This is a genomic window from Mesorhizobium sp. WSM4849, from assembly GCF_055811385.1.
On the sequence record NZ_JBVVPW010000029.1, the window covers coordinates 1 to 18,858 of the forward strand.

30 protein-coding genes are annotated in these 18,858 nt (G+C 61.3%); 1 reads left to right on the forward strand and 29 read right to left on the reverse strand.

The genetic code is table 11. The annotated features are described in order from the left end of the window. Positions 1 to 79: 79 nt before the first annotated feature. On the forward strand, positions 80 to 673 hold the full coding sequence (locus AC0L3L_RS26950) for a hypothetical protein (RefSeq protein ID WP_473640012.1): 594 nt from the start codon (positions 80 to 82) through the stop codon (positions 671 to 673). Between the two features lie 66 nt (positions 674 to 739). Here the strand turns inward: AC0L3L_RS26950 and rplQ are convergent, their stop codons facing one another. The 29 genes from rplQ to fusA all read right to left on the reverse strand — a co-directional run bounded on the left by rplQ (position 740) and on the right by fusA (position 18,839). Further along, positions 740 to 1,171: a 50S ribosomal protein L17 gene (gene rplQ / locus AC0L3L_RS26955; RefSeq protein ID WP_023799277.1), complete on the reverse strand. Its 432-nt coding sequence runs from the start codon at positions 1,169 to 1,171 to the stop codon at positions 740 to 742. 44 nt (positions 1,172 to 1,215) lie between these two features. Further along, positions 1,216 to 2,226, reverse strand: a complete 1,011-nt coding sequence (locus AC0L3L_RS26960) for a DNA-directed RNA polymerase subunit alpha (protein WP_023799278.1) — start codon at positions 2,224 to 2,226, stop codon at positions 1,216 to 1,218. A 102-nt stretch (positions 2,227 to 2,328) separates the two neighbouring features. After that, positions 2,329 to 2,718, reverse strand: a complete 390-nt coding sequence (gene rpsK, locus AC0L3L_RS26965) for a 30S ribosomal protein S11 (RefSeq protein ID WP_023799279.1) — start codon at positions 2,716 to 2,718, stop codon at positions 2,329 to 2,331. A gap of 124 nt (positions 2,719 to 2,842) precedes the next feature. Further along, complete coding sequence (gene rpsM, locus AC0L3L_RS26970) at positions 2,843 to 3,211, reverse strand: 30S ribosomal protein S13 (RefSeq protein WP_029352234.1); 369 nt, start codon at positions 3,209 to 3,211, stop codon at positions 2,843 to 2,845. A gap of 191 nt (positions 3,212 to 3,402) precedes the next feature. After that, entirely contained in the window at positions 3,403 to 4,023 is a 621-nt protein-coding gene (locus AC0L3L_RS26975) for an adenylate kinase (RefSeq protein WP_473640014.1), read from the reverse strand. Further along, positions 4,020 to 5,360, reverse strand: coding sequence for a preprotein translocase subunit SecY (gene secY / locus AC0L3L_RS26980; RefSeq protein WP_473640016.1), 1,341 nt, complete (start codon positions 5,358 to 5,360; stop codon positions 4,020 to 4,022). Before secY ends, AC0L3L_RS26975 begins: the two co-directional genes overlap by 4 nt. Positions 5,361 to 5,552: 192 nt before the next feature. Then, a complete protein-coding gene (gene rplO, locus AC0L3L_RS26985) occupies positions 5,553 to 6,026 on the reverse strand; it encodes a 50S ribosomal protein L15 (RefSeq protein WP_473640018.1) in 474 nt (157 codons plus the stop codon). 22 nt (positions 6,027 to 6,048) lie between these two features. After that, on the reverse strand, positions 6,049 to 6,246 hold the full coding sequence (rpmD, locus tag AC0L3L_RS26990) for a 50S ribosomal protein L30 (protein WP_006205449.1): 198 nt from the start codon (positions 6,244 to 6,246) through the stop codon (positions 6,049 to 6,051). Between the two features lie 25 nt (positions 6,247 to 6,271). Then, the gene (gene rpsE, locus AC0L3L_RS26995) at positions 6,272 to 6,835 is read right to left on the reverse strand and encodes a 30S ribosomal protein S5 (RefSeq protein WP_006333394.1); all 564 of its coding nucleotides are present in this window, start codon (positions 6,833 to 6,835) and stop codon (positions 6,272 to 6,274) included. Between the two features lie 80 nt (positions 6,836 to 6,915). Then, a complete protein-coding gene (rplR, locus tag AC0L3L_RS27000) occupies positions 6,916 to 7,275 on the reverse strand; it encodes a 50S ribosomal protein L18 (RefSeq protein ID WP_029352225.1) in 360 nt (119 codons plus the stop codon). 194 nt (positions 7,276 to 7,469) lie between these two features. Next, positions 7,470 to 8,003, reverse strand: a complete 534-nt coding sequence (rplF, locus tag AC0L3L_RS27005) for a 50S ribosomal protein L6 (protein WP_023799285.1) — start codon at positions 8,001 to 8,003, stop codon at positions 7,470 to 7,472. Between the two features lie 112 nt (positions 8,004 to 8,115). Then, the gene (gene rpsH / locus AC0L3L_RS27010; RefSeq protein WP_006205453.1) at positions 8,116 to 8,514 is read right to left on the reverse strand and encodes a 30S ribosomal protein S8; all 399 of its coding nucleotides are present in this window, start codon (positions 8,512 to 8,514) and stop codon (positions 8,116 to 8,118) included. A 12-nt stretch (positions 8,515 to 8,526) separates the two neighbouring features. Next, positions 8,527 to 8,832: a 30S ribosomal protein S14 gene (rpsN, locus tag AC0L3L_RS27015; RefSeq protein WP_023799286.1), complete on the reverse strand. Its 306-nt coding sequence runs from the start codon at positions 8,830 to 8,832 to the stop codon at positions 8,527 to 8,529. 27 nt (positions 8,833 to 8,859) lie between these two features. Further along, positions 8,860 to 9,438, reverse strand: coding sequence for a 50S ribosomal protein L5 (gene rplE, locus AC0L3L_RS27020; protein ID WP_023799287.1), 579 nt, complete (start codon positions 9,436 to 9,438; stop codon positions 8,860 to 8,862). Then, positions 9,431 to 9,745, reverse strand: coding sequence for a 50S ribosomal protein L24 (rplX, locus tag AC0L3L_RS27025; RefSeq protein ID WP_013531428.1), 315 nt, complete (start codon positions 9,743 to 9,745; stop codon positions 9,431 to 9,433). Before rplX ends, rplE begins: the two co-directional genes overlap by 8 nt. A 12-nt stretch (positions 9,746 to 9,757) precedes the next feature. Beyond that, positions 9,758 to 10,126: a 50S ribosomal protein L14 gene (gene rplN / locus AC0L3L_RS27030; RefSeq protein WP_006205457.1), complete on the reverse strand. Its 369-nt coding sequence runs from the start codon at positions 10,124 to 10,126 to the stop codon at positions 9,758 to 9,760. Between the two features lie 82 nt (positions 10,127 to 10,208). Further along, positions 10,209 to 10,448, reverse strand: a complete 240-nt coding sequence (gene rpsQ, locus AC0L3L_RS27035) for a 30S ribosomal protein S17 (protein WP_023799288.1) — start codon at positions 10,446 to 10,448, stop codon at positions 10,209 to 10,211. A gap of 11 nt (positions 10,449 to 10,459) precedes the next feature. After that, positions 10,460 to 10,660, reverse strand: coding sequence for a 50S ribosomal protein L29 (rpmC, locus tag AC0L3L_RS27040; protein ID WP_006205459.1), 201 nt, complete (start codon positions 10,658 to 10,660; stop codon positions 10,460 to 10,462). Positions 10,661 to 10,673: 13 nt separating this feature from the next. Further along, on the reverse strand, positions 10,674 to 11,087 hold the full coding sequence (gene rplP, locus AC0L3L_RS27045; RefSeq protein ID WP_023799290.1) for a 50S ribosomal protein L16: 414 nt from the start codon (positions 11,085 to 11,087) through the stop codon (positions 10,674 to 10,676). A 27-nt stretch (positions 11,088 to 11,114) separates the two neighbouring features. Next, entirely contained in the window at positions 11,115 to 11,840 is a 726-nt protein-coding gene (rpsC, locus tag AC0L3L_RS27050; protein ID WP_077377560.1) for a 30S ribosomal protein S3, read from the reverse strand. Then, positions 11,840 to 12,229 (reverse strand): 50S ribosomal protein L22, encoded by a 390-nt coding sequence (gene rplV / locus AC0L3L_RS27055; RefSeq protein ID WP_023799292.1) that lies wholly within the window; start codon positions 12,227 to 12,229, stop codon positions 11,840 to 11,842. Before rplV ends, rpsC begins: the two co-directional genes overlap by 1 nt. 2 nt (positions 12,230 to 12,231) lie before the next feature. Further along, a complete protein-coding gene (gene rpsS / locus AC0L3L_RS27060) occupies positions 12,232 to 12,510 on the reverse strand; it encodes a 30S ribosomal protein S19 (protein ID WP_006205463.1) in 279 nt (92 codons plus the stop codon). A gap of 16 nt (positions 12,511 to 12,526) precedes the next feature. Continuing rightward, positions 12,527 to 13,360 (reverse strand): 50S ribosomal protein L2, encoded by an 834-nt coding sequence (gene rplB / locus AC0L3L_RS27065; protein ID WP_029352208.1) that lies wholly within the window; start codon positions 13,358 to 13,360, stop codon positions 12,527 to 12,529. 23 nt (positions 13,361 to 13,383) lie between these two features. Continuing rightward, positions 13,384 to 13,677 (reverse strand): 50S ribosomal protein L23, encoded by a 294-nt coding sequence (locus tag AC0L3L_RS27070; protein ID WP_010909275.1) that lies wholly within the window; start codon positions 13,675 to 13,677, stop codon positions 13,384 to 13,386. Then, positions 13,674 to 14,294 (reverse strand): 50S ribosomal protein L4, encoded by a 621-nt coding sequence (gene rplD / locus AC0L3L_RS27075; RefSeq protein ID WP_027154042.1) that lies wholly within the window; start codon positions 14,292 to 14,294, stop codon positions 13,674 to 13,676. The genes AC0L3L_RS27070 and rplD overlap by 4 nt, the downstream gene beginning before the upstream one ends. Further along, positions 14,294 to 15,040 carry a 50S ribosomal protein L3 gene (gene rplC, locus AC0L3L_RS27080; protein ID WP_473527902.1) on the reverse strand — a complete coding sequence of 249 codons (747 nt, stop codon included), beginning with the start codon at positions 15,038 to 15,040 and terminating at the stop codon, positions 14,294 to 14,296. The genes rplD and rplC overlap by 1 nt, the downstream gene beginning before the upstream one ends. Positions 15,041 to 15,134: 94 nt before the next feature. Then, complete coding sequence (gene rpsJ, locus AC0L3L_RS27085) at positions 15,135 to 15,443, reverse strand: 30S ribosomal protein S10 (RefSeq protein WP_006205468.1); 309 nt, start codon at positions 15,441 to 15,443, stop codon at positions 15,135 to 15,137. A gap of 63 nt (positions 15,444 to 15,506) precedes the next feature. Next, positions 15,507 to 16,682: an elongation factor Tu gene (gene tuf / locus AC0L3L_RS27090; protein ID WP_258117360.1), complete on the reverse strand. Its 1,176-nt coding sequence runs from the start codon at positions 16,680 to 16,682 to the stop codon at positions 15,507 to 15,509. 66 nt (positions 16,683 to 16,748) lie between these two features. Further along, positions 16,749 to 18,839 (reverse strand): elongation factor G, encoded by a 2,091-nt coding sequence (fusA, locus tag AC0L3L_RS27095; protein WP_473640020.1) that lies wholly within the window; start codon positions 18,837 to 18,839, stop codon positions 16,749 to 16,751. Positions 18,840 to 18,858: the final 19 nt, after the last annotated feature.

Here is an 18,858-nt window from a genome sequence, read left to right on the forward strand (position 1 = left end):
ATTCGGCAATCTGAAACCTCAAATCAGGGGAAATTGTTAAACAGAATCAAAGCATTCCGAGTTCTTCACGGACGACTTTTTGAAGACCGGCACTTTGGGGCCGGTTATCCCCGGTATGAAAATGATCGAAATTGCCAAAGTGCTTGGAGCGCCGGACGGCTGGCTGACCGAGTATGCGGAGACAGTGCCCGATTATTGGTTTTATGGGACGCTTGAGGCCTCGTTTGACAAAGACCCGCCATACGAACTGGATTGGTTTCAGATCGAACATGTGCATGCCATTCGCGGCAAGACCGAACGCATAACGGACCAATTTGCTCTTTCAATGGATGGGTTCAACAGCAGAACAAAGCCATCGGAATTCCTGGCTGCGGGCCTGTGGACACCAGAAGAAGCTATGGTCTTCTACACCGCATCGAGGGACGACATCGAGCTGAACATCTGCGTGGGTCCCATCCAGATTTATTTCCGCGTTGATACTGACTTCATCGAAGATCGGGACGCCGAGAAATATCTGAACGGCGTGACTGTGTCCCAATTGATAAGCGATATCGATCACCGAACGGAGATCGATAGTATTTATTCCTATTCGCACCCCGCAATCGAGCAGATTACAAACGCGATTGATTGGAGGCCGATAGGCGGAAAAGACTACCTCAACTTTGCTCGGTAAGAGGTAGCCACCCCAACGAAAAAGGGGCCCTCGGGCCCCTTAAACTTGATCAGGAGAAATCGAAGCTTATGCGGCTGCGGCTTCCTCGTCGGTGCCTTCTGCCTCGATGCGGGCACGGTCGCCGGCGCCCTTGGCCGAGGTATCGCGATCGACGAACTCGATGACCGCCATGGCGGCATTGTCGCCGTGGCGGAAGCCCGCCTTCATGATGCGCAGATAGCCGCCGTTGCGGGTGGCGTAGCGCGGCGCGATCGTGTCGAACAGGCGCTTGACGACGCCTTCATTGCCGATCTGGGCAATCACCTGGCGGCGGGCATGCAGATCGCCGCGCTTGCCGAGCGTCACCAGCTTTTCGACGATCGGACGCAGATCCTTCGCCTTCGGCAATGTGGTGAGGATCTGCTCATGCTCGATGAGCGATACGGCAAGGTTGGCAAACATCGACTTGCGATGGCTTATGCTGCGGGCGAACCGGCGGCCTTTAAATCCGTGGCGCATGGCTCTTCTCCTTCATTCCGGGTTCAAGAAGCTCTTCCCGAGCCTCAGTATTGATCTTCGTAACGCTTGGCGAGGTCTTCGATGTTTTCCGGCGGCCAATCCGGCACTTCCATGCCGAGGTGCAGGCCCATCGCCGCCAGGACTTCCTTGATCTCGTTCAGCGATTTGCGGCCGAAGTTCGGGGTGCGCAGCATTTCGGCTTCGGTCTTCTGGATCAGGTCGCCGATATAGACGATGTTGTCGTTCTTCAGGCAGTTGGCCGAACGCACCGAAAGCTCCAGCTCGTCGACCTTCTTGAGCAGCGCCGGGTTGAAGGCAAGCTCGGTCACCTGTTCGGCGGCGACTTCCTTCTGCGGCTCGTCGAAATTGACGAACAGGCCAAGCTGGTCCTGCAGGATGCGGGCGGCGAAAGCCACCGCGTCCTCGCCCGAGATCGAACCGTCGGTGTCGATCGTCATGGTCAGCTTGTCATAGTCGAGGACCTGGCCCTCACGGGTGTTCTCGACCTTGTAGGAGACCTTCTTGACCGGTGAGTAGAGGCTGTCGACCGGGATGAGGCCGATCGGCGCGTCTTCGGCGCGATTGCGGTCGGCCGGCACGTAGCCCTTGCCGGTATCGACGGTGAACTCCATGCGGATTTCAGCGCCCTCGTCCAGCGTGCAGATGACGTGGTCGGGATTGAGGATCTCGACGTCGCCGACCGTCTGGATGTCGCCGGCGAGAACGGCGCCCGGTCCCTGCTTGCGCACGACCATGCGCTTGGGACCGTCACCTTCCATGCGGATGGCGATTTCCTTGATGTTCAAGACGATGTCGGTCACGTCCTCGCGCACGCCGGCGATGGACGAGAATTCATGCAGAACGCCGTCGATCTGCACGGCGGTCACAGCCGCGCCACGCAGCGAAGACAGAAGCACGCGACGCAGCGCATTGCCGAGGGTGAGACCAAAGCCGCGCTCGAGCGGCTCGGCGACCAGCGTGGTCAGCGTCTTCTTCTTCGACGAAAACTCGATCTTGTTCGGCTTGATCAGTTCCTGCCAATTTTTCTGGATCATGATGCTTTCCTTCCGTTGACCCGCCACCATCCAATCGTGGCGGGCGACCTGGAATGCCGTGGAGGAACGCTACTGGGCGTTCGCGCGGCGTTCGGTAATTCTTTAGACGCGGCGCTTCTTGCGCGGGCGGCAACCATTGTGCGGGATCGGCGTCACATCACGGATCGAGGTGATAGTGAAGCCGGCTGCCTGCAATGCGCGCAGCGCCGATTCACGACCGGAGCCGGGTCCGCAGACCTCGACCTCGAGCATGCGCATGCCGTGTTCCTGGGCCTTCTTGGCAACGTCCTCGGCAGCCATCTGGGCAGCAAACGGGGTCGACTTGCGAGACCCCTTGAAACCCTGGGCTCCCGCCGACGACCAGGCAATCGAATTGCCCTGCGCGTCGGTGATGGTGATCATCGTGTTGTTGAAGGTCGAGTTGACGTGGGCAACGCCCGACGAAATATTCTTGCGTTCGCGACGGCGAACACGTGTGGCTTCCTTGGCCATGATGGTCCTTTCAGTTGATCTCTACACCGCCGTAATGCCAGCGGCTCCACCTGGAAAAGCGAATAGTGAGTAGCGAATAGTGAGTAGAAACCTATTCGCTAAGAACTACTCGCTATTCGCTCACTTATTTTTTCTTGCCGGCGATCGACTTGGCCGGGCCCTTGCGGGTGCGCGCATTGGTATGCGTGCGCTGGCCGCGAACCGGCAGCGAGCGGCGATGACGCAGGCCGCGATAGCAGCCGAGGTCCATGAGCCGTTTGATGTTCATCGACACTTCGCGGCGCAGATCGCCCTCGACCTGATAGTCGCGGTCGATCGTCTCGCGGATCTGCAGCACTTCCGCGTCGGTCAGCTGGTTGACGCGGCGCTCGGCCGGGATGCCGACCTTGTCGACGATCTCCTGGGCGAAATTCTTGCCAATGCCGTGAATGTACTGAAGCGCAATGACGACGCGCTTGTTGGTCGGAATGTTGACGCCGGCTATACGAGCCATGTTCTTCTCTTCTCCATGTGGGCCGGGCAAGCCGGCGCTATCAAAGTTGCCCCGCGTCCGGTGGAGGCCGGCCCATGCGGGAGTTTCCAGTTCAAAGCGGCTGCCTTGCCCTTGCGGGCAAGCAAGCCTCATGCCTGATAGGAAGACGGGCCGCCATACCCCAGCGAACCGCTCCAGTCAAGCGTAATCGTTTATTCTCCGTACGCAGACCCTTGGGCCGCCGCTGGGGTCGCAGCCGTGAGCACCGCTTCGATCTGCCGCGTCACCGCATCGATGTCGGCCATGCCGTCGACACCTCTGAGCTTGCCCTTGGCATAGTAGTAGCCGATCAGCGGCGACGTTTTCTTGTAGTACTCCTTCAGGCGCTCTTCGAACACCGCCGGATTGTCGTCCTTGCGCACTGGCAGACCCGCGGCCTTGGCCTCTTCGACGCGTTTGCCGATTCGACCAACCAGCGCCTTGTCGTCAACGACAAGTTCAATGACAGCGTCGAGAGTGAGGCCGCGGTCCGAGAGCATCGATTCAACCGCGTCCGCCTGCACCAAGGTTCGCGGGTATCCATCAAGGATGAATCCCCCGGCGCAATCGGCCTGATCGATGCGCTCGGCCACGATGGCGTTGACGATGGCGTCGGAAACCAGTTCGCCAGCGTCCATCACCGCCTTGGCGCGCTTGCCGACTTCGGTGCCGGCCTGGACAGCGGCGCGCAGCATATCGCCCGTGGAGAGTTGGGGTATGCCGTATTTTTCTACCAGTCTTTGTGCTTGCGTCCCCTTGCCCGCCCCTGGCGGTCCAAGCAATATCAACCTCATCTGGCCTTTTTCCCCCCGCGCAGCTTCGACTTCTTGATCAGGCCCTCATACTGGTGCGCGATCAGGTGACCCTGAATCTGCGCCACCGTATCGAGCGTTACACTGACCACGATCAGAAGCGATGTGCCACCGAGGTAGAATGGTACGCCAGTCGCTGAAATCAGGAACTCGGGCAGCAGACACACCAGCACCAGATAGATGGCGCCGACGACGGTGATGCGGGTGAGAACATAGTCGATGTAATCGGCCGTGCGCTCGCCCGGACGGTAGCCCGGAATGAAACCCGAATGCTTCTTGAGCTGGTCGGCGGTGTCCTTCGGGTTGAAGACGATCGCCGTATAGAAGAAGGCGAAAAACACGATCATCGCCGCATAGAACGCCATGTAGAGCGGCTGGCCATGGCCGAGTGCCGCCAGGACGGTGCTGGCCCAGGCTGGCATGTTGGTCGTCTGCGAGAAGCCGGCGACCGTCGCCGGCAGCAACAGCAGCGACGAGGCGAAGATCGGCGGAATGACGCCGGCTGTGTTGAGCTTAAGCGGCAGGTGCGAAGTGTCGCCCTGGAACATGCGGTTGCCGACCTGACGCTTTGGATACTGGATCAGCAAGCGCCGCTGGGCGCGCTCGAAGAACACGATCAGCGCGACGACGACGATGGCGAGAACAATGATCGCCAGGATCAGGCCGGTCGACAGCGCGCCGGTGCGGCCAAGTTCCAGTGTACCGGAGATGGCTCGTGGCAGGCCGGCGACGATGCCGGAAAAGATAATCAGCGAAATGCCGTTGCCGATGCCGCGGGCGGTGATCTGCTCGCCGAGCCACATCAGGAACATGGTGCCGCCGACCAGCGTCACGACGGTCGAAATCCGGAAGAACATGCCGGGATCGTTGACGATGCCGTTGCCGCCTTCCAGCCCGACCGCAATGCCGTAGGCCTGGACCAGTGCCAAAAGCACAGTGCCGTAGCGCGTGTACTGGTTGATGACCTTGCGGCCCTGTTCGCCTTCCTTCTTCAGCGCCTCCAGAGACGGGATGACGGAGGTCATTAGCTGCATGATGATGGAGGCGGAGATGTAGGGCATGATGCCGAGGGCAAAGATCGCCATGCGCTGCACGGCGCCACCGGCAAACATGTTGAACATGCCAAGCACGCCCTTGCTCTGCGACGAGAAGGCCTGGGCGAAAGCGTCGGGATTGATGCCGGGAAGCGGGATATAGGTGCCGAGGCGGTAGACGAGTAGCGCGCCCAAGGTGAACCAGATGCGCTTCTTCAGATCCTCCGCCTTGGCGAAGGCCGAGAAATTCAGATTCGAGGCTAGTTGTTCAGCAGCCGAAGCCATGCCTGATTCTCCGCTTGGTCACGCTCGATGGCCCGCAACTCAGGCGGCGCGTGTCACCGAAGCTCACGAGATAAGCTCCGGACTGCAAACATGCAAGCGGCCGCGTTGATGCGGCCGCCATATTGATCGGATCAAAGCGCAAATCGAAAGCGAAACGTGTCCCACTCTTGCCGATCGCGCTTCAAATCGCCGTTACTCGGCGGCTGCCTTTTCCGGCAGCTTCACCGAACCGCCGGCCTTTTCGATCTTCTCGATGGCAGCCTTGGAGGCGCCGGCCACGTCGAAGGCGAGCTTGGCCTTGATGTCGCCGTCGGAGAGGATGCGCACGCCGTCCTTGACGCGGCGGATGACGCCGGCCGAGACCAGCGCTTCGGCCGTCACGATCGTCTTGGCGTCGAGCTTCTTGGCGTCGAGCGCGGCCTGGATGCGGGCCAGCGACACTACTGCAAAGCTCTTGGCGAAGATGTTGTTGAAGCCACGCTTCGGCAGGCGCCGGTAGAGCGGCATCTGGCCACCCTCGAAGCCATTGACGGCGACACCGGAGCGCGCCTTCTGGCCCTTGACGCCGCGACCGGCGGTCTTGCCCGAGCCGGAACCGATGCCGCGGCCGAGGCGCTTCCTGGAATGCGTCGCGCCGTCCTTGTCACGCAGATCGTTGAGTTTCATCTGAGTTCTCCTGCGCTCTGGTTCAGCCCTCGTCCACAACGCGGACGAGATGCTGGACGGCAGCGATCATGCCGCGCACGGAGGGGGTGTCCTCCAGCGTGCGCTGCTTGTGCATCTTGTTGAGGCCGAGGCCGACCAGCGTCGCACGCTGCTCCTTCGGCCGGCGGATCGGCGAACCAATCTGCTCGACGGTGATGGTCTTGGTTGCTTTCTTGGCCATGGTCAAAATCCCTGGTCAGCGTCGACTATTCTTCGGCCGCAACGGCGGTGCCGCGGCGGGCCTGAAGGGTCGAATACTTGATGCCGCGCGCGGCAGCCACATCCTTGGGATGCATCTGGCTCTTCAGCGCGTCGAAGGTGGCGCGAACCATGTTGTACGGGTTCGACGAACCCATCGACTTGGCGACCACGTCATGCATGCCGAGCGTCTCGAAGACGGCGCGCATCGGGCCGCCGGCGATGATGCCGGTACCCTGCTTGGCAGCGCGCAGCAGAACGCGTCCGGCACCCCAGCGTCCCTCGACGTCGTGGTGCAGCGTACGGCCCGAGCGCAGCGGCACGAAGATCATGTCGCGCTTGGCCGATTCGGTCGCCTTGCGGATCGCCTCAGGCACTTCGCGCGCCTTGCCATGACCGAAGCCGACGCGGCCCTTCTGGTCGCCGACGACGACGAGTGCTGCAAAGCCGAAGCGCCGGCCGCCCTTGACGACCTTGGCGACGCGGTTGATGTGGACGAGCTTGTCCACCATGCCGTCGTCGCGCTCTTCGCGATCACGGCCGCGGCCGCCATCCCTACGTTCCTGTGCCATATCCTGTTCCTTGTTTTTTTCCGGAAGCACGGTTGATGATGATATCCGGTTCCCTCTGTGGGTTGCCGGGGCGAAACTTTTTAGAAGCTCAAGCCACCTTCGCGGGCGGCCTCGGCCAGCGCCTTGACGCGGCCGTGATAGATGTACGGTCCACGGTCGAAGACGACTTCCTTGACGCCTGCCTTCGAAGCGCGCTCGGCAATCAGCTTGCCGATTGCCACAGCGGCGGCAGTGTCGGCACCGGTCTTGAGCGAACCCTTAAGGTCCTTCTCCAGCGTCGAGGCGGCAGCGATGGTGTGGCCCTTGGCGTCGTCGATGACCTGGACGTAGATATTCTTCGACGTGCGGTGGACCGACAGACGCGGACGCTCGCCCGCGACCTTCTTGATCTGGCGGCGGACGCGCTGAGCGCGGCGTTGTGTGGATTCTTTCGAGCCCATGATATCAGTTCCTTGCCTTCAAAAAACGGGGGTAACCCTATGCGGTAGGGACAAGCCTCCCGCGACCGCTCCCCGCGGCGTTGATTTGCAGTGAATGGTGAATGGAAAAATGGTGAAATGGTAGAAACGAAGTGCCACCCGGCCCTGTTCTATCCTACTGCCATTTTACCATTCACCATTCACCATTCACTAAACTACTTCTTCTTGCCTTCCTTGCGGACGATCTTCTCGCCAGCGTAGCGGACGCCCTTGCCCTTGTACGGCTCGGGACCGCGATATTCGCGGATCTCGGCAGCGACCTGACCGACCTTCTGCTTGTCGATGCCGGTCACGGTGATTTCCGTCGGCTTCGGCACGGTGATCGTGATGTCCTGCGGCGTTTCGTAGACGACGTCATGGCTGAAGCCGAGCGCTAGCTGCAGGTTCTTGCCCTGCATGGCGGCGCGATAGCCGACGCCGGTGATCTCAAGCTTCTTTTCGAAACCGTCCTTGACGCCCTGCAGGATGTTGACGATCTGCGTGCGCGACATGCCCCATTTGGAGCGGGCGGTCTTGGTCTGGTCGCGCGGCTGGACAGCGATCTCGCTGCCTTCCATCTTGACCAGCACTTCGTCGTTCACCACGAACTTCAGCTCACCCTTGGGGCCCTTCGCCGTGACGGTCTGGCCGTCGACGGTCGCGGTCACGCCCTGCGGCAGCGAAACGGGTTTCTTTCCAATACGAGACATTTTGTTGTCCTCGTCACTTCTCTTGTTTCAGGTCTCTGTTTCGAGCGTGATCTTGTCCGAAGGCCGGGTTCCACTTTTCACTGCGTGGTTCGGTTCGGGATCGCGCTCCAGATCAGAAGATCTGGCAGAGGATTTCCCCGCCGACATTCTGTTCACGCGCTTCGTGGTCGGCCATCACGCCCTTCGGTGTCGAAAGGATGGCGATGCCGAGGCCGTTGGCGACGTGCGGGATCGACTTCGCCGAAACGTAAACGCGACGGCCCGGCTTCGAGACGCGGGCGATTTCGCGCACGACCGGCGCACCGTCGAAATACTTCAGTTCGATCTCGATTTCGGACTTGCCGTTGTCGAAGTCGGTCTGGCTGTAGTCGCGGATATAGCCTTCCGCCTTCAACACGTCGAGGACGCGGGTACGCAGGCGCGAGGCCGGCGTCGAAACGCTCGACTTCTTGCGGCCATAGGCGTTGCGGATGCGGGTCAGCATATCGCCGAGAGGATCGCTCAATGACATGTTATGTCCTCCTTACCAGCTCGACTTGACCAGGCCCGGGATCTGGCCGTTGTTGCCGAGATCCCGAAGCGCGATGCGCGATACTTTGAGCTTGCGATAGTAGGCACGCGGACGTCCGGTGACTTCGCAGCGGTTGCGGATGCGGATCTTGGCCGAGTTGCGCGGCAGTGCCGCAAGCTTCAGCTGAGCGCGGAAGCGCTCTTCCATCGGCTTGGACTGATCCATGATGATCGCCTTGAGGACCTTACGCTTGGCAGCGTACTGGTCCACAAGCTTGCGGCGCCTGTTGTTCTTCTCGACTGAGCTGGTCTTTGCCATTTCAGATTTTTCCTTTTCTCGCTGCCGTTACTGGCGGAAGGGGAAGTTGAAGGCCTTGAGCAATGCCCTGGCTTCGTCGTCCGTCTTCGCAGTCGTACAAACGATGACGTCCATGCCCCAGATCTGATCAACCTTGTCGTAGTTGATCTCCGGGAACACGATGTGTTCCTTGATGCCCATGGCATAGTTGCCACGGCCATCGAAGCTCTTCGGATTGAGCCCGCGGAAGTCGCGGACGCGCGGCAGCGCGATGTTCACGAGGCGGTCGAGGAACTCGTACATGCGTTCCTTGCGCAGCGTGACCTTGGCGCCGATCGGCATCTTTTCGCGGACCTTGAAGCCGGCGATCGAATTGCGGGCGTGCGTGACGACGGCCTTCTGGCCGGCGATCAGCGCAAGATCTTCCGCCGCAATCGAAGGCTTCTTCGAATCGCCGGTCGCTTCGCCGACGCCCATGTTCAGCACGATCTTGTCGATGCGCGGAACCTGCATCTCGTTCTCGTAGCCGAACTGCTCCTGCAGCGCCTTGCGGATGGTCTCGTTGTAGACCTGCTTGAGGCGCGGCGTGTTCTGGGCAGTCGCCTGCTTGGTTTGAGCCTTAGCCATTGATGACTTCTCCCGAGCGCTTGGCGACGCGCACCTTCTTGCCGTCCTTCTGGAAGATGAAACCGACGCGGGTCGGCTTGCCATCCTTGGGGTCGGCCAGCGCGATGTTCGACAGCTGGATCGGCGCTTCCTTGGTGATGATCCCGCCCTCTTGGGACTGGGACTGCTTCTGGTGACGACGGATCATGTTGACGCCGCGCACCAGCGCGGTGTCTTCCTTCGGCTGTACCGAGAGGACTTCGCCCGAACGGCCCTTGTCCTTGCCGGCCAGCACGACGACCTTGTCGCCTTTTCTAATCTTCTGCATTGGTCCGGCTCCTTACAGCACTTCAGGCGCGAGCGAGATGATCTTCATGTGGTTCTTGGCGCGGAGTTCGCGCGGAACCGGTCCGAAGATACGCGTGCCGATCGGCTCTTTCTTGTTGTCGACGAGAACGGCCGCATTCTTGTCGAAACGGATCACACTGCCGTCCGGGCGACGAATGTCCTTGGCCGTGCGAACCACGACCGCCTTCATCACATCGCCCTTCTTGACGCGGCCGCGCGGGATGGCTTCCTTGATCGACACCACGATGATGTCGCCCACGGAAGCGTATTTCCGCTTCGAGCCGCCCAGCACCTTGATGCACATGACACGACGGGCGCCGGAATTATCCGCGACGTCGAGGTTTGTTTGCATCTGAATCATGACTGGCCGCCTTCTTCTCTTCTAACGGGACGGGTTCTTCACCCTTCCCCGGTCTGTCCAAAATTCGTTTCGTTCGCCCTGATCAGGCTTGGTCCGAAGACACTACGGTCCAGCGCTTGTCCTTGGAAATCGGCTTCGATTCCTGGATGAACACCTGATCGCCAACCTTGTGGGCGTTGTTCTCGTCGTGCGCCTTGTACTTCTTGGTCATGCGCACGGTCTTCTTCATCACGGGATGCGTGAAGCGCCGTTCGACCTTGACGACAACCGTCTTCTCGTTTTTGTCGCTGACGACGGTGCCCTGCAGAATGCGCTTTGGCATGGTTTTCGTCCTTAAGCCTTCTTAGCCGCGGACTTTTCCGCAGCGATGGTCTTGATACGCGCAATGTCCTTGCGGACCTGCCTCACGCGCGCGGTCTTCTCGAGCTGGCCGGTGGCCTTCTGGAAGCGCAGGTTGAACTGCTCCTTCTTCAGGCTGGCCAGGTCGTCGGTCAGTTGGTCCTGGGTCTTGGTCCGGATGTCTTCGGCTTTCATGATCAGCCCGTCCTTATTCTGCGATGCGCTGTACGAAGCGCGTCCTGACCGAGAGCTTGGCCGCGCCGAGACGCAGCGCCTCACGGGCGGTTTCCTCATTGACGCCGTCGATCTCGAACATGATGCGGCCGGGCTTGACGCGCGCCGCCCAGTAATCGACCGCGCCCTTGCCCTTGCCCATGCGGACTTCGGTCGGCTTCGACGTCACCGGCACGTCCGGGAAGATACGGATCCAGACGCGGCCGGCGCGCTTCATTTCGCGAGTGATCGCGCGGCGGGCCGCCTCGATCTCGCGCGCGGTGACGCGGTTCGGCTCAAGCGCCTTCAGCCCGAAACCGCCGAAATCCAGATTGGTGCCACCCTTGGCGGCACCATGGATACGACCCTTGAACTGCTTGCGGAACTTTGTGCGCTTTGGCTGCAGCATCGTTCTAACTCCAAATTCTCAACTGTCTCAGGCGTTTTCGCGACGGCGACCGCGTTCGCGCTCACCACCACCGCCATGCGCATGATCGCCCTCGGTGGCGCGGCGTTCCGAAGCCATCGGGTCGTGCTCGAGGATTTCGCCCTTGAACACCCAGACCTTGACGCCGCAGATGCCGTAGGCGGTGTGCGCTTCGGCCGTGCCGTAGTCGACGTCGGCGCGCAGCGTGTGCAGCGGCACGCGACCTTCGCGGTACCATTCCATGCGTGCGATCTCGGCGCCGCCGAGACGGCCGGCGCAGTTGATGCGGATGCCTTCGGCACCGAGGCGCATCGCAGACTGCACGGCGCGCTTCATGGCGCGGCGGAACGCGATGCGGCGCTCGAGCTGCTGGGCGATCGACTGGGCGACCAGCGTGGCGTCGATCTCGGGCTTACGCACTTCGACGATGTTCAAATGCGTCTCGGACTTCGTCATCTCCATCAGCTTCTTGCGAAGCTTCTCGATGTCGGCGCCCTTCTTGCCGATGATCAGGCCCGGACGCGCCGCATGGATGGTGACGCGGCACTTCTTGTGCGGACGCTCGATCACGACCTTCGAAATCGCGGCCTGCTTGAGTTCCTTCTCAAGATACTTGCGGATCTTGATGTCCTCATGCAGCAGCTTGCCGTACTCGCCGGTGTTGGCGAACCAGCGCGAATCCCAGGTGCGATTGATGCCAAGACGCAGACCGATCGGATTGATTTTCTGGCCCATTATGCGGCCTCCACTTTTTCTTCGACTTCACGAACGACGATCGTGAGGTGCGAGAACGGCTTCTCGATACGGCTGGCGCGGCCACGGCCACGGGCATGGAACCGCTTCATGACGATCGACTTGCCGACATAGGCTTCCGCCACGATCAGCGCATCGACGTCGAGGTCGTGGTTGTTTTCCGCGTTGGCGATCGCCGATTCCAGCGTCTTCTTGACCGTGCCGGAAATCCGCTTGGCCGAGAATTCGAGATCGGAAAGCGCTGTCGCGACCTTCTTGCCGCGGATCAGCGCGGCAACCAGGTTCAGCTTCTGCGGGCTGATACGGATCGTGCGCAACACGGCGCGCGCTTCGTTATCAGCAAGCCTGCGCGGAGCTTTGGCCTTGCCCATGATTATTTCCTCTTCGCCTTCTTATCCGCGCCATGACCGTAATAGGTCCGGGTCGGAGCGAATTCACCGAACTTGTGGCCGACCATGTCCTCGTTCACCGAAACGGGAACGTGCTTCTGGCCGTTGTAGACACCGAAGGTGAAGCCGACGAACTGCGGCAGGATGGTGGAGCGACGGCTCCACATCTTGATCACCTCATTGCGACCACCTTCACGAACCTTGTCCACCTTCTTGAGAAGGTAGCCGTCGATGAAGGGGCCTTTCCAAATCGAACGAGTCACTTGGCGTTACCTCTTCTTAGCTCTTGCGCTGATGGCGCGAGCGCAGGATGAACTTGTCGGTCGCCTTGTTGGACCGCGTCTTCTTGCCCTTGGTCGGCTTGCCCCAAGGCGAAACCGGATGGCGGCCACCCGAGGTGCGGCCTTCGCCGCCGCCATGCGGATGGTCGACCGGGTTCATGGTCACGCCGCGATTGTGCGGACGTTTTCCCCGCCACACCGTGCGGCCGGCCTTGCCGTCATTGATGTTGCCGTGGTCCGGGTTGGACACGGCGCCGACAGTGGCCATGCACGAGCCGTGGACGACACGCTGCTCACCCGAATTCAGGCGCAGGATCGCCATGCCCTGGTCACGGCCGACGAGTTGGGCATAACCGCCAGCCGAACGGGCAACCTGGGCGCCCTTGCCCGGCTTCAGCTCGATGTTGTGGACGATCGTGCCGACCGGCATCGAGGCCAGCGGCATCGCATTGCCCGGCTTCACGTCGACCGCTTCGCCGGCCACGATCTTGTCGCCGGCAGCAAGGCGCTGCGGGGCGATGATGTAGGACAGCTCACCATCGTCATACTTGATCAGCGCGATGAAGGCGCTGCGGTTCGGATCGTATTCGATACGCTCGACAGTGCCGACAATGTCGAACTTGCGGCGCTTGAAGTCGATGATGCGGTACGTACGCTTGTGACCGCCGCCGATGAAGCGGGCCGTGATGCGGCCGTAATTGTTACGGCCGCCCGACTTGGTCAGGCCTTCGGTCAAGCCCTTGACGGGCTTGCCCTTGTAGAGGCCCGAGCGATCGACGATGACCAGCTGGCGGGTGCTCGGCGTTATCGGGTTGAATTTTTTCAGTGCCATGTTTGTTGTCCTCGCGGTCTTGCTCAGAGACCCGTCGCGACGTCGATCGACTGGCCGTCAGCCAGCGTCACGATCGCCTTCTTGACGTCGCTCTGGCGGCCGATCGTGCCGCGGAAGCGCTTGATCTTGCCCTTGCGGACAAGCGTGTTCACGGCCATCACCTTGACGCCGAACAGCGCTTCGACGGCAGCCTTGATTTCCGGCTTCGACGCCTTCTTGGCGACGTTGAAGACGACCTGGTTCTGCTCGGAAGCCATGGTCGACTTTTCGGTGATCGCCGGCGAGACGATCACGTCGTAATGACGAAGGTCGGTCATTTGAAGCGCTCCTCGAGAGCCTCGACGGCGGCCTTCGAAAGGACCAGCGTGCCGCGGCGCAGAATGTCGTAGACGTTGATGCCCTGGATGGGCAGCACGTCGATGTTCGGGATGTTCGTGGCCGCCAGCTTGAAGTTCTTGTCAAGCTCGGCGCCGCCGATCAGCAGGGCGTTGGACAGGCCCAGCGTCGCGAAATTCGCGATCAGTGCCTTGGTCTTGGCCTCGGTCAGCATCAGCTCGTCGATGATGATGAGCGACGCGCTCTTGGCCTTGGCCGAGAGAGCATGCTTGAGGCCCAGCGCACGCACCTTCTTCGGCAGGTCGTGCTCGTGGCTGCGGACGACCGGGCCGTGGGCCTTGCCGCCGCCGCGGAACTGCGGAGCGCGTGCCGAATGGTGACGGGCGCGGCCCGTACCCTTCTGCTTGTACATCTTGGCGCCGGTGCGGGCGATCTCGGCGCGACCCTTGGTCTTGTGCGTGCCCTGCTGCTTCTTGGCAAGCTGCCAGCGCACGACGCGCTGCAGGATGTCCTCGCGCGGATCAAGGCCGAAAATCTCCTCGGAGAGTTTCACCTTGCCGGCGTCCTTGCCGCCAAGCGTTGTGATCTTGAGGTCCATTATTCCGCTCCCTCTGTGGCCGGGGCATCTACTGTGGCCGGGGCATCGTTCTTGGCGCCATCACTGGTTGCAACGGCGCGGATTGCGGCGGGCTTCGGCGCATTGGCCGGCAGCGCAACCTTGGCCGCGTCACGGACCAGGATCCAGGCGCCCTTCGAACCGGGAACCGCGCCGCGGATCAGGATCAGACCGCGATCGGCGTCGGTCGAGACGACCTCGACATTCTGCGTGGTGACGCGGGTGTCACCCATGTGGCCGGCCATATGCTTGCCCTTGAACACCTTGCCCGGGTCCTGGCGCTGGCCGGTCGAGCCGTGCGTACGGTGCGAGACCGAGTTGCCGTGGGTCGCGCGGCCACCGCCCATGTGGTGCCGCTTGATAACGCCCTGGAAACCCTTGCCGATCGTGGTTCCCGTCACATCGACCTTCTGGCCGGCGACGAAATGATCGACGGTGATCTCGGCGCCGACATCGATCATGTTGTCGGCGGAGACACGGAATTCGGCAACCTTGGCCTTGGGCTCGACGGAAGCGGTCGCGAAATGGCCGCGCATCGCCTTCGACGTGTTCTTCACCTTGGCAAGGCCAACGCCGAGCTGGACGGCGGTATAGCCGTTCTTCTCCTGCGTGCGCTGCGCCACGACCTGGCAGTTCTCCATCTGGAGAACAGTGACGGGAACATGTTCCCCGGCATCGTTGTAGATGCGGGTCATTCCCACCTTCTTTGCAATCACACCTGAACGCATCGGTTCAATTCCTTTAGAGTTCCCTGTCGGGGCTGTCGCCCCTCCACGCCTCTTGTTCCTTCAGAGTTCCGGGTCGCCCCGCCCCTCTGGTTCCTTAGAGCTTGATCTCGACGTCGACACCGGCGGCAAGATCGAGCTTCATCAAAGCGTCGACCGTCTGCGGGGTCGGATCGACGATATCGAGGAGACGCTTGTGCGTGCGCATCTCGAACTGCTCGCGGCTCTTCTTGTCGACGTGAGGCGACCGGTTGACCGTGAACTTTTCGATCCGCGTCGGCAGCGGAATGGGGCCGCGGACGTTGGCGCCGGTGCGCTTGGCCGTCGACACGATTTCCCGCGTCGAGGCGTCAAGCACCCGGTGATCGAACGCCTTCAGGCGGATGCGGATATTCTGTCCGTTCATGCGTCACTTCCTTGTTCTGGCGCGGCGCGGGCAGCGCCCGCGACAGATCGGTTTAAGTCCAAATTACTCTTTGATAGTGACGACGATGCCGGCACCGACGGTGCGGCCGCCTTCACGGATGGCGAAGCGCAGCTTCTCTTCCATGGCGATCGGCACGATCAGTTCGACATCGACGGTGATGTTGTCACCCGGCATCACCATCTCGGTGCCTTCCGGCAGCGACACGATGCCGGTCACGTCGGTCGTGCGGAAATAGAACTGCGGACGGTAATTGGTGAAGAACGGCGTGTGACGGCCACCTTCGTCCTTGGTCAGGATGTAGGCTTCGGCGACGAACTTCTTGTGCGGCTTGACCGTACCGGGCTTGGCCAGAACCTGGCCACGCTCGACACCTTCGCGGTCGACACCGCGCAGCAGCGCGCCGATGTTGTCGCCGGCCTGGCCCTGGTCGAGCAGCTTGCGGAACATCTCGACGCCCGTGCAGGTCGTCTTGGTGGTCGGACGGATGCCGACGATCTCGAGCTCCTCGCCGACCTTGACCACGCCGCGCTCGACGCGGCCGGTCACCACCGTGCCGCGGCCCGAGATCGAGAACACGTCCTCGATCGGCATCAGGAACGGCTTGTCCAGCGGACGAACCGGCGTCGGGATGTAGTCGTCGACCGCAGCCATCAATTCGCGGATCGAATCCTCGCCGATCTTCTTGTCGGAATCTTCCAAAGCGGCAAGTGCCGAACCCTTGACGATCGGAATGTCGTCGCCGGGGAACTCGTTCTTGGTCAAGAGTTCACGCACCTCGAGCTCGACCAGTTCGAGCAGCTCGGCGTCGTCGACCTGGTCGACCTTGTTCAAAAACACCACGATCGACGGCACGCCGACCTGACGGGCCAGCAGGATGTGCTCGCGGGTCTGCGGCATCGGGCCGTCGGCGGCCGACACAACCAGGATCGCGCCGTCCATCTGCGCGGCACCGGTGATCATGTTCTTCACATAGTCGGCGTGGCCGGGGCAGTCGACATGGGCGTAGTGGCGGGCGGCCGTCTCGTATTCGACATGCGCCGTCGAGATGGTGATGCCGCGCGCCTTCTCCTCGGGCGCCGCATCGATCTGGTCGTAGCGCTTGTATTCGCCAAAATACTTGGTGATCGCCGCCGTCAGCGACGTCTTGCCATGATCGACGTGGCCAATCGTGCCAATGTTCACATGAGGCTTTGTACGCTCGAATTTACCTTTTGCCATGTGATGTCTCCATTCCTGCTCGCCCGTGCGGGCTTTGAATTAAGTTAGCGCTGCAACCCGTTCTGGTTACGCGTATTTCTTCTGGACTTCCTGAGCGACCGCGGTCGGCACCGGCTCGTAGTGATCGAACTGCATCGTGTAGGCCGCGCGGCCCTGGCTCATCGAGCGCAAATTGTCGACGTATTTGAACATGTTGGCGAGCGGCACCATGGCGTTGATAACCACCGCCACGCCACGGGCTTCCTGGCCCTGGATCTGGCCGCGACGGCCGTTCAGATCGCCGATGACGCTGCCGACATAATCTTCCGGCGTCACCACTTCGACCTTCATGATCGGCTCGAGCAACTGCACGCCAAGCCTGGGCGCCGCTTCACGGAAGCAGGCACGGCCAGCGATTTCGAAGGCCAGAACGCTGGAATCCACGTCGTGGTAGGCACCATCGATCAGTGTCGCCTTGACGCCGATCATCGGGAAGCCAGCGAACGGACCCGACGACATGACGCTGTTGATGCCCTTTTCGACACCGGGGATGTATTCCTTCGGCACAGCGCCGCCGACAATCTTGGATTCGAACAGGAATTCGCTGCTCTCCGGATTCGGCTCGAAAAGGATCTTGACGCGGGCGAACTGACCCGTGCCGCCGGTCTGCTTCTTATGGGTGTAGTCCTGCTCTTGGCTGCGGGTGATCGTCTCGCGATAGGCCACCTGCGGCGCGCCGACATTGGCCTCGACCTTGAACTCGCGGCGCATGCGGTCGACGATGATGTCGAGATGAAGCTCGCCCATGCCGGAGATGATCGTCTGGCCTGATTCCTCATCGGTCTTGACGCGGAAGGACGGGTCCTCGGCGGCCAGGCGATGCAGCGCAAGGCCCATCTTTTCCTGATCATTCTTGGTCTTCGGCTCGATGGCGATCTGGATGACCGGATCGGGGAATTCCATGCGCTCGAGGATGACCGGATGCAGCGGATCACAGAGCGTGTCGCCCGTGGTCGTGTCCTTGAGGCCGGCCAAGGCGACGATGTCGCCGGCGAAAGCCTCTTCGACGTCGGCGCGCGAGTTCGCATGCATCTGCAGCATGCGGCCGATGCGCTCCTTCTTGCCCTTGACCGTGTTGTCGACCGAGATGCCCTTGGTGAGCTTGCCCGAATAGATGCGGGCGAAGGTGAGCGAGCCGACGAATGGGTCGTTCATGATCTTGAAGGCAAGCATCGACAGCGGTTCGTTGTCGTCGGCATGACGCTCGATCTCGGCGTCGGTCTTGGCGTCGACGCCCTTGATGGCCGGAACGTCGGCCGGCGACGGCAGGTATTCGACAACGGCGTCGAGCAGCGGCTGCACGCCCTTGTTCTTGAAGGCCGAGCCACAGAACATCGGGTAAAATTTCACCGCAATGGTGCCCTTGCGGATCAGCGCGCGGATCTCGTCATTGTCGGGCATCTTGCCTTCGAGGTAATTCTCAAGCGCCGTCTCGTCCATTTCGACGGCGGCTTCGATCATCTTCTCGCGGTACTCTTCCGCACGAGCTTTGAGATCGTCCGGGATCTCGACGACGTCCCAGGCAGCGCCCAGCGTTTCGTCGCGCCAGACCAGCGCGTTCATCTCGACGAGGTCGACGATGCCCTTGAACTCGGTCTCAGCACCGATCGGCAGCTGCATGACGACGGCATGCGCGCCGAGGCGCGAGCCGATCATCTCGACCGAGCGGTAAAAATCGGCGCCGATCTTGTCCATCTTGTTGCAGAAGATCATGCGCGGCACGCGGTACTTGTCGGCCTGGCGCCAGACGGTTTCCGTCTGCGGCTCGACACCGGCATTGGCGTCGAGCAGCGCAATGGCGCCGTCGAGCACGCGCAGCGAACGCTCGACCTCGATGGTGAAGTCGACGTGGCCGGGGGTGTCGATGATGTTGAAACGGTGCATCTTGCCGTCACGACCCTTCCAGAAGGTCGTGGTCGCGGCGGACGTGATGGTGATGCCGCGTTCCTGCTCCTGCTCCATCCAATCCATGGTGGCAGCGCCGTCATGGACTTCGCCGATCTTGTGCGACTTGCCCGTGTAGTAGAGGACGCGCTCGGTGGTCGTCGTCTTGCCGGCGTCGATATGCGCCATGATACCGAAATTGCGGTAGTCTTCGATTTTATATTCGCGGGCCATGGGAGGTGCCTCTTCAGTC